Source organism: Bradyrhizobium sp. Bra78 (assembly GCF_024519855.1).
Lineage (GTDB): Bacteria > Pseudomonadota > Alphaproteobacteria > Rhizobiales > Xanthobacteraceae > Bradyrhizobium > Bradyrhizobium japonicum_G.
Window position 1 is genome coordinate 406,839 of the sequence record NZ_JALJRE010000002.1, and the last position, 10,645, is coordinate 417,483.

General features: G+C 63.4%; 1 protein-coding gene. It reads left to right on the plus strand.

Annotated features, from left to right (window positions below):
• Window positions 1-212: 212 nt before the first annotated feature.
• Window positions 213-10,571 carry a peroxidase family protein gene (locus tag OC450_RS05900; protein WP_262047451.1) on the plus strand — a complete coding sequence of 3,453 codons (10,359 nt, stop codon included), beginning with the start codon at window positions 213-215 and terminating at the stop codon, window positions 10,569-10,571.
• The last annotated feature ends 74 nt before the right edge of the window (window positions 10,572-10,645 follow it).

Here is a 10,645-nt window from a genome sequence, read left to right on the forward strand (position 1 = left end):
GAGGCGCAGGAACGCCGGTACGAGGCAAGCAACAATGGTTTCGGGCTTGTGGCTTGCTATCGACCTACGTCGCCGCGCGATGAGACCAAGGTCCGAGCAATCACCCCGGCTTCAGTCCCGACGAAGCTGGGACCTTGTCCCCTACCTCTCTGATCGTTTGCGGGCCTTAGTGGGCGCATCGCAAACGTTCCTGAGCAGCAGGGGATCCAGTCATGAGCACCAGCTTCGTCGTCAACCTCGCCGACCTCACCAAGATCCTGGACCAGATCAAGGTAGCTGAACGGAATGTTGCGGGAGAGAGCCTGGTCGATATCATCGGTCAGGACGCGGCGCTGCTGCCGATCGGACTGCGCACTGTGGACGGCAGCTTCAATCACCTTTTGCCGGGGCAGAGTCAGGTCGGCGCTGCCGACGAGATATTCCCGCGATTGCTAACCCCGGTCTACATCAACGAGGCTGACGGCGACACCATGATGCTGGTTCCTCCGGGAACCCCGGGTTTTCCCAACGGCCTGTTCGTGACCAACACCAATTATGATCCCGCGGTCCCGGTGGCTCCCGGTGCATTCGTCAACCCGCACAGTGTGGCCGATGCCGATCCGCGCATCATCTCCAACTTGATCGTGGATCAGACCCTATCCAATCGCTCCGCGCTGGTCGCCGCGCTCCAGGTGGTGGGCGCCGCCGACCCGAACGCGGCCGCCGACTCGATCCTGGCGGCGCGTGCCGCGGCGATCGCGGCTGCGGGCAACAGCGCCACCCACGGCGCTTATGTCGCCGCTGACGTCTCGGCCCTGGCGGTGAATAACGGCATGGCCGACGTGCTCGCCAAGCTGGTCGAGTTTCGCAACGGCATGAACGACAATTCGTTCGACCCGGCCGACCAGGCGGCGGTCGGCGACGCAGCTTCGGCCGCTCATACGGCCAAGTTGGCGCAAGATGCCGTCGTCGTCGCGCTGCAATCCGCAACCGGCGTCGCACAATCCGACATCGACAAGGCCGCGACCCTGCAGACGGCACTGACCGCGATGGACACCGCGCTGAGCGGCTATTCCGCAGCGCTCGGCGACGGACTGTCGTTTTCCGAATTCGCCCAGATCCTCCAGGCGCAGGTCGATGTGGCTGGATATTCCGCCATGGCGACGTCGAACCTCGCGGCGCTGGTGGCGGCCGAGCAAGGCACCACCGCGGCCGGCGCTTCCGCGGCCCTTGTCGCTGCGCTGCAGGACAACGGCCTCGAGATTTCGCCGGATGGTTCGCTTCTGATCGAGAACCGGTCTCCGGACATCGGCCTTTCCCCGCCCAACAGCGCCTGGATGGCCTTCTTCGGCCAGTTCTTCGACCACGGTCTGGACCTTGTGACGAAGGGTGGTAACGGCACTATCTACATGCCGCTGCAGGCAGACGATCCGCTGATCGCGGGCGCTGACCACATCCTCGGCACCGCGGACGACCTTCCGCCCGAGCTGCGCTTCATGACGCTGTCGCGCACCACGCCGTTCGACGCGAACGGCAACCCGAACCCGAACGGCACCGAGTCGCAGAACACCACGACGCCGTTCGTCGACCAGAACCAAACTTATACTTCCAGCGCCTCGCATCAGGTCTTCCTGCGCGAATACAAGTTCACCGTCGATTCGAATGGCGACAATGTCGCGGATTCGTTTGCGGCCAACACCGGTCATTTGCTCAACGGCGCTCATGGCGGCATCGCCAATTGGTCCGAGGTGAAAGCCCAGGCAGCGACGAAGCTCGGCCTGATGCTCAACGATGCCGACGTGCTCGACGTGCCCCAGCTGGTGGTCGATGCCTACGGTCGCTTCAAGCCTGGAGCGCACGGCTACGCCCAGGTCATGGTGACCGTAACCGAGGTGGTCGGCGCCCAGACCTTCACGACCCTGATGACCGTCGAGGGTAAGGCAGGGGGCCTCGACCTCCATAACATTACGCTGGCAGACCTGCCCGCCAGCTTTACGCCGCACGCCGGCGCGACCTCGTTCTCAGTCCACACCGTCGGCACCGGCCACGCTTTCCTCAACGACATCGCCAATACGGCGGCCCCGGTCATCGTCAATGGCCAGTTGCGGCCGGACGACGTCGATCCCGATACGGGCGTCGACGCACAAGTCGTCGGCAACTCCGTTCCGATGGACAATCAGGGCCATAACCTCGTCTACGATAACGAGCTGCTCGACCTTCATTTCGTCACCGGCGACGGCCGCGGCAACGAGAATATTGGCCTCACTGCTGTCCACACCATCTTCCATTCCGAGCATAACCGTCTGGTCGAGGTGAACAAGGACACCATCATCGCCTCGGCGAGCGCGGCCGTGGTCAATGAATGGATGGCGCCGGATATCAACGGCGTCCGCAACGGCATCTCCCAGGCCGAGCTCGATGCCATCCTGGCCGAGCCGAATGCTGCGCTCAAGGACGCCGCGATCGACGCGTTGAATTGGGATGGCGAGCGTCTGTTCCAGGCGGCCCGCTTTGTCACCGAGATGCAGTATCAGCATCTGGTGTTCGAGGAATTCGCCCGGCGCATCCAGCCGAACGTCGATCCGTTCGTGTTCACCAATTCCGCCGATCTCAACCCGACGATCATCGCCGAATTCGCACACACCGTGTATCGCTTCGGCCACTCCATGCTGACCGACACGGTCGACCGTCTCGACAACGATCTGTCGCTGGTCAACAGCGACACCCCGAACGCAGACGACGCGGCGCAGGTCACCCTGATCAAAGCCTTCCTCAATCCGATCGAATTCACCGCGGGCGGCATCACTCCCGACGGCCTCAGCGATGAGACCGCCACCGGCGCGTTGATCCGCGGCATGTCTCGTCAGGTCGGCAACGAGATCGACGAATTCGTCGTCGAAGCCTTGCGCAACAATCTGCTCGGCCTGCCCCTCGATCTCCCGGCCCTCAACATCGCCCGCGGACGAGAGACCGGTATCCCGCCGCTCAACGAGACGCGCGCTCAAATCTACGCGATGACCGGCGCAGCCGACGTCAAACCTTACGTCAGCTGGACCGATTTCGCCCAGCACATCAAGCATCCGCTGTCGGTGGTGAACTTCATCGCCGCCTACGGCACGCATCCGCTGATCGAGGCGGAAACCACCTCAGAAGGCAAACGCGCGGCCGCCATGGTGCTGGTGCTCGGCACCGACCAGGACGTGCCGGCCAACGCCAACATGAACCCGCCGGTTCCGGCGCACACGATCCACGCGTCGGATCCATTGGCGGCCGATCGGCTCGACTTCCTCAATGCCACCGGTGCCTACGCAGCCGACGGCACGGGACCGAATGATGACAGCCTTGGCGGTCTCAACCACATCGATCTGTGGATCGGCGGCCTTGCCGAGGAACTCAACGAGTTCGGCGGCCAACTGGGCTCGACGTTCAACTTCATCTTCGAGTATCAGCTCGAGCACCTGCAGAACGGTGACCGCTTCTACTACCTGAGCCGCACGCAGGGCATGAACCTGCTCAACCTGCTCGAACCCAACACCTTCACCGATCTGGTGATGCGCAACACGGATCTCGGCGATCTTCATTCGACCCATCTGCCGGGCGTCCTGATGTCGACCACCGACATGATCCTGGAACTCGACCGGTTTGCGGGTCAGGAGAATTACAGCGGCGATTCCTCCCGCGACCAGACCGATCCGCTCAACCGCAGCGACCTCGATCCAACCCACGATGATCCCTTCCTGCAGGCGATTGATCCCAAGGTGCTGCGTATCGAGGGGACTGCCCGGATCGTGAACGGTAACCCCGTGTTCGATGCCGATGGCAAGCCAATCCTGGACGGCGGCGTGCTTAAATTCTCGGGCGGCGAGCATGTCGCGCTTGGCGGCACCGAGGGCAACGACCGCCTGATCGGCGACAAGGGCATCGACACGCTCTGGGGCGACGGTGGCAACGACTACCTCAACGCCGGCATGGAGTCCGACCAGGTCTTCGGCGGAGATGGCGACGATATCATCGAGGATCCGTTCGGCGACGACTTCCTCCGCGGCGAGGCGGGAGACGATGTCATTGTAGCTGACCAGGGCATCGATCTGCTGTTCGGCGGCGAGGGCAGCGACTTCATCATGGGCGTGACGGACACGAAGGAAGTGTTTGCCGGGCCCGGCAATGACTTTATCCTCGGCGGTACTGCGCCCGACGGCCTGATGGGCAATGAAGGCGACGATTGGCTCGAAGGCGGCGAGGGCTTCGATAGCCTTTCCGGTGAAAACTCTGACCTGTTCTTCGATTCGCCCATCATCGGCCACGACATTCTCGACGGCCAGGGCAACGACACCGACTATGACGGTGAGTCCGGCGATGACATCATGGTTCAGGGTGCGGGCATTCAGCGCAACAACGGCATGCTGGGGTTCGACTGGTCGATCCAGAAGGGCGACGAGACCAATGGCATTATCGACCTCGGGATCTCGCGCTTCCTCACTCAAACCGCGCTGACGCTCCGCGACCGCAACGACTCCGTCGAAGGCGCCTCGGGCTGGAAGCACAACGACACCCTGATCGGCACCACCGCGCCGGTCGGCGCGGTCGGTGTCGGAACCGGCCCGGTCGGGGGACCTGCGACCGATAGCCAGCTGCTGTCGCAGAACGTCGACCTGATCCGCGGCATGGAAGACTTCATCAAGCTCGCGCCGGGAGGCTTGCTCGGCCAATCGGCGGCGACCGTTGCGGCGATCGCAGGCGGAGCGCACTTCCGCGACCTCGCCCCCGACACGACAGTCTTCGATCCGGCCAACGGCGGCGACATCCTGCTCGGCGGTGCTGGCAGTGACGTGATCACCGGCAACGCCGGCAACGACATGATCGACGGCGACCGCTGGCTCAACGTTCGCATTGCCGTTCATCAGACCAAAGATGCCACGGGGCCCACGGGCGCCGTGCTGTTCTCGGTCGACGGTCTGACAAGCATCGTGACTGGGTCCGGCCATTCCGACTGGGACGGCAAATCGCTCGCCGACCTGATGCGCACCGGAGAAATCAATCCGGGCCAGCTCGAAGCTGTCCGCGAGATCATATCGGATGGCGCCAGCGCAGCCGATGTCGACGTGGCGACCTTTGCCGGAGCCCGTGCGGACTTCACGATCACCCGCAACGCCAACGGCACCGTGACCGTGACCGACAACGTCGTGGCTCCGCTACTCGGCGCAGACGGGCTGCGGATTCCGTTGCTCGATGACGAGGGCATCGACACCCTCGCCAACATCGAAATTGCTCGTTTCACGACCCGCGATGCGGCGGGCTTGCCGAACGGCACGGTCGATGTCTTCATCGGCCGCGCCACCGGCTCGGTGACGATCACGGGCGCCGAGAACGTTCTCACGGCCGACCGCTCCGGCATTGTCGACGTCAACGGTCTGCCCGGGGCAGGCGGCTTCTCCTATCGCTGGGAGCAGTCGACCGATGGCCTGAACGGCTGGACACTCGCCCCAGGCACCGCGAACCAGCAGAATTACGCGGTGCCGGCCGGAAATCTCAATTTCTTCCGGGTCACCGTCAGCTACGTTGACCAGGATGGCCTCGCAGAGAGTTTCGTCTCGGCGAATTCGGCCAAGGTCGGCGGCAACGCGACCAACGACGTCCTGAACGGCAATATTCTGGCCAATCTCCTCAACGGTCGGGGTGGCAACGACACGCTGAACGGATCCGACGGGGATGACGTCATCAACGGCGGTGCCGGCACGGATGCGCTCAACGGAGGGCAGGGCAACGACCGACTCGACGGCGGAGCGGCCGCCGATGCGATGGCGGGTGGAGCCGGTGACGACACCTATGTCGTCGACAACGGCGCCGATACGGCGACAGAGCTCGTCAACGAAGGCACCGATAATGTGCAATCCTCGGTCACCTTCACGCTCGGCGCCAACGTCGAGAACTTGACGCTGACGGGAACCGCTGCGATCAACGGCACAGGCAACGCGCTCGCCAACGTGATCACCGGCAATGCAGCTGCGAACGTGATGTCCGGGCTTGCGGGGAACGACACTTTCAACATCATCGCCGGTGCCAGCGGCGCCGACACCATCAACGGCGGCGCAGACACCGATACGCTGGCCGTCGGGGGCACAGCGGGTAACAACACGTTGAATGTCACGCTCGCTGGCTCGGCACTTGCGCTCGTGTCGGGAAGCACGCTGACCAGCGTAGAGTCGGTCACAGCCGATCTCGGCGCAGGTGTCGATACTCTGGCCTATGCTGCGGCCAGTCCGGGGGTGAATGTGGATCTGCTCGCCGGAACGGCAAGTGGCTTCACCTCGATCGCCAATATCGAGAATGTCGTTGGTACCAACAATGCCGACACGATAACCGGCAACGCCGCGGCGAACACGCTCTCGGGTGGCGGCGGTGTCGACGTCCTCAATGGCGGCGTGGGCAACGACCGGCTCGATGGCGGCACGGGCGCCGATATCATGACCGGCGGTCTCAACAGCGACATCTACGTCGTCGACAACGCCGGCGACCAGGTGATCGAGTCGGCACTCGAAGTCGGGGTCGATACGGTGGAGACGACGCTTGCCGCCTACACGCTGACGACCGGCGTCGAGAATCTGACCAACACCGCCAACGGGGCGTTTGCAGGCAACGGCAACGCAAGCGACAACGTCATCACCGCGGCGGCCGGAAACTTCGCCGACACCCTGAGCGGTCTCGGCGGAGCAGACACGCTCAACGGTAACGGAGGCAACGACACGCTCAACGGCGGAGACGGCAACGACATCCTCAATGGAGGCACCGGAAACGACATCCTGAATGGTGGTGCCGACGACGACACCATCACCTGGAACGCCAGTCTGCTGGGTCTTACCCCCGACGGCCGCGATGTCGTCAACGGCGGGACGGAGGGGGCGCTCGGCGACACCTTCATCGTCAACGGCAGTGCCACCAATGAAGTCTACAGGATCTATTCCAACACCGACGACTGGAACAACAATGCGGCCGACGGCATTCAGAGCAGCGCTGTTCACGCAGGTCTCATCGGTCTCGGTGCGGGAACGGAAATCGTCGTTACCCGCAACACCAACGGTGTGGCCGGAGCGGTGACAAACGCCAACATCATTGCTGAACTTTCCGAAATCGAAGAAATCGTCATCAATACCGGCCTTGGCACAGATACAGTCCTTCCGATCGGAAATTTCAATCCGACGAACCTCTCGTTCAACACCATCACGGTGAACGACCAAGGTGGCGCGACCACCGTCGACCTGACCAATCTGGGATCGGCACACCACGTTGCCTTCCATACCACCGGTAACGACGACGTCATGATCGGTGCTCGTCCCCAGGACGAAGTCATCCCCGATGGTATCCCCGCTTCCGGCGGCAACGGCGGTGGCGGCGGTAACGACAACCCGGCCGGCGGCGGCAGCATCACCTTCAACGCCTCCGACGTGCTGGCGCTGAAGAACCTCGTCAACGGCCTCCAAGGCGGCGAGGACAATGACGCGGTCGGCATCCGCGATCTGGAAGGCACCGGCAACAACCTGGCGCATCCGAATTACGGTTCGGCAGACCAGCCGTTCATCCGCATCACCGACGCCCATTACGGCGACTACGATCCGGCGACCGGCAATCGCGCCATCAATCCGCTGTTCAACGGGCTCGATCCTCGCGCGATCAGCAACGCGCTCGGCACCCAGGAGGCTGGGCTTCCGAAAGAGGCGTCCGGCGTCAACAGTCTGTTCACGGCGTTCGGTCAGTACTTCGACCACGGCCTCGACTTCCTCGGCAAGGGCGGCAATGGCACGCTCCAGATTGGCGCGCCCGGGACCGGACACGCGCCGGGCACGGACAATCCCGCCGATCTGACCCGCGGCACGGTTGCCGGGATTGACGCCGATGGCGTGCCCCAGCACCTCAACAAGACCTCGCCCTTTGTCGACCAGAACCAGGCTTACGGCTCCGACGAACTGGTCGGCCAGCTGTTGCGGGAGGGCGATGGCAACGGCGGCTTCACGGGCCGGCTGCTCGCCGGCGGACCGGACCCGTCGAACCCGGACTTCAACCTGCTGCCCACGCTGCGGGAAGTCATTCTGCACCATTGGGCCAACAACACGGTGTTCACGGCGGACTCGCTGCCCGGCGACCACCACGTCGCATTCCGCGACTACTTCCCGGGCCTCGTTAACGGCGGTGTCATCGACGACGCGATGCTGCCTGCGATGGTCAACAACTTCATGAACAGCGGCTTCCCGCTGCTGCTCGACACCAATCCCTTCATGAGCCTTCTCGACCACTATGTGGCCGGTGACGGAAGGGCCAACGAGAATATCGCGCTGACTTCGATCCACACCATCTGGGCTCGCAACCACAACTTCCATGTGGACGGGCTTCTGGCCGCCGGCTTCACCGGCACAGCTGAGGAACTGTTCCAGGCGGCCAAGATCGTCAACGAGGCCGAGTATCAACGCGTGGTCTATACCGAGTTCGCCGATCATCTCCTTGGCGGAATGCGCGGCGACGGCGACCACGGCTTCGACGGCTATCATCCAGAGGTCGATGCCCGGGTCAGCCATGAGTTCGCTACGGCAGCCTACCGGTTCGGCCATTCGTTGATCGGTCAGACGATGACGGTGCTGAATGCCCAGGGTCAACCGACCCAGGTCAACCTGTTCGACGCCTTCCTCAACCCGACCAACGATGCAAGTGCGTTCGTGAACACGCTGCCTCCGGGCTACGTGCCGAAGCCTGGCTACGAACAGCTTGGTGTTGGTGCCATCCTCGGCGGCAGCGTCCTGCAGGCGGCCGAAGCGGTCGACGTCAACATCGTGGATGCCGTGCGCAACGATCTCGTACGGATCAGCGCGGACGTGTTCGCCTTCGACGTGGCGCGGGAATGGGACGTCGGCATCGGCTCGATGAACCAGATCCGCGCCGACCTGATGGCCTCTGCCGACCCGTACGTTCAGGAAGCGGTGGGTTTCGCAGGCGGCAACCTCACGCCCTACACCTCCTGGGAAGACTTCCAGACCCGCAACAATCTGAGCGATGCTTTGATCGCGCAGTTCAAGCAGGCCTACCCGGATCTCGTGCTGGCGGCCGGGGACATTGCCGCATTCCAGGCGATCAATCCCGGTATCGAACTCACCGGTCCGAACCACGATACCGTGAAAGGCATCGATCGCGTCGACCTGTTCGTCGGCGGGCTCGCGGAGAAGCACATCAATGGCGGCGTGGTCGGCCAGACCATGTGGGTCGTGCTTCACGAACAACTCGATCGCCTCCAGGAAGGCGATCGCCTGTACTATCTCGATCGCGTCGAGAACCTCGACTTCTATCAGACCGTCGAGGAGCAAGGCTTCGGTGCAATCATTGCGCGCAACACCGGTCTTGCAAATCTTTCGGAAGACGTGTTCGCGACCATCCAGACCGGCAGTGGCACTGGTACCGGCACTGGCACTGGTACCGGAACGGGAACAGGAACAGGCACCGGAACCGGGAACGGTGACGATGCGGGCAACGATGATGACGACGACAACGATGGAGATGACACCGGTTCCGGCGGCGACGACGATGGTGACGACGATGGCGACGATGCCGGGTCAGGGACAGGCACAGGCACAGGCACAGGTACAGGTACAGGTACAGGTACAGGTACAGGCACGGGCGATGGTACCGACACGGCGCCGCCGATCGCCGCGATGGTCCTGGCGGGTACGCCGCAGACCGACGTTCTCACCGGCGCTGGCGGGGACGACAATATCGTGGGCTTCGCCGGCGATGACGTCCTGGTCGGCAATGCTGGTGCGGACTCGATCTCGGCCGGCGAGGGCGCCGACTTCGTGAACGGCGGCGCCGGGCGCGACGTGATCCTCTCGGGGGCCGGCGACGACCAGGTATTCGCCGGCGACGGTGCCGATATTGTCTACACCGACGCGGGAGTGGATCGCATCTTCGCCGATGGCGGCAATGACCTGATCAATGCCGGCGCGGGTGACGATACGGTGTTCGGCGGTGCAGGCAACGATCTGATTGTGGCCGAGATCGGCGACGGCAACGACGCGTATTTCGGCGACGATAGCGACGGCGGCAGCGGCATCGATACGCTCGACATGTCGGCAATCACCGCAAACGCCTACGTCAACCTGGGCTCCGGACCGATGTCGAACGGAACGGCGATGAGCTCCCAGACCGGCAACGATACGCTCTGGGGAGTCGAGAACGTCAACACCGGATCCGGCAACGACACCATCGTCGCCAGCAACTCGGTGAACGTGATGAACGGAGGTCTCGGCAACGACATCTTCAAGTTCAACTCGGTGGCAGCGGCCAACGGTGACACCATCGTCGGCTTCGAGCCTGGCGACCGGCTCGACCTCAGCGGCATCGACGCCGACTACTCGGTCGTCGGAGACCAGGGCTTCACGCTGGTTACGGGTGCAGCCTTCACCGCGGCCGGACAGCTCGCGGTGACCTATGAAACCCGGGCAGACGGCGACTTCACCATCGTCCAGGGCAACGTGGACGGCAACACGGCCGCCGATTTCAAGATCGAGATCGCCGGACACCAGAACGTTGCGACCGCGAACACCACGCTGTAGTCGCGGCCGCCGAGAGACGGGATTGGCCCCGTCCCGTCTCTCTCGCTCCCCTCAGATTCCTCCGACCAGACGGC

What these genes read in the sequence shown, in the direction of transcription:
- OC450_RS05900 (WP_262047451.1), top strand. Translation starts at nt 213, where the DNA reads ATGAGCACCAGCTTCGTCGTCAACCTCGCCGACCTCACCAAGATCCTG.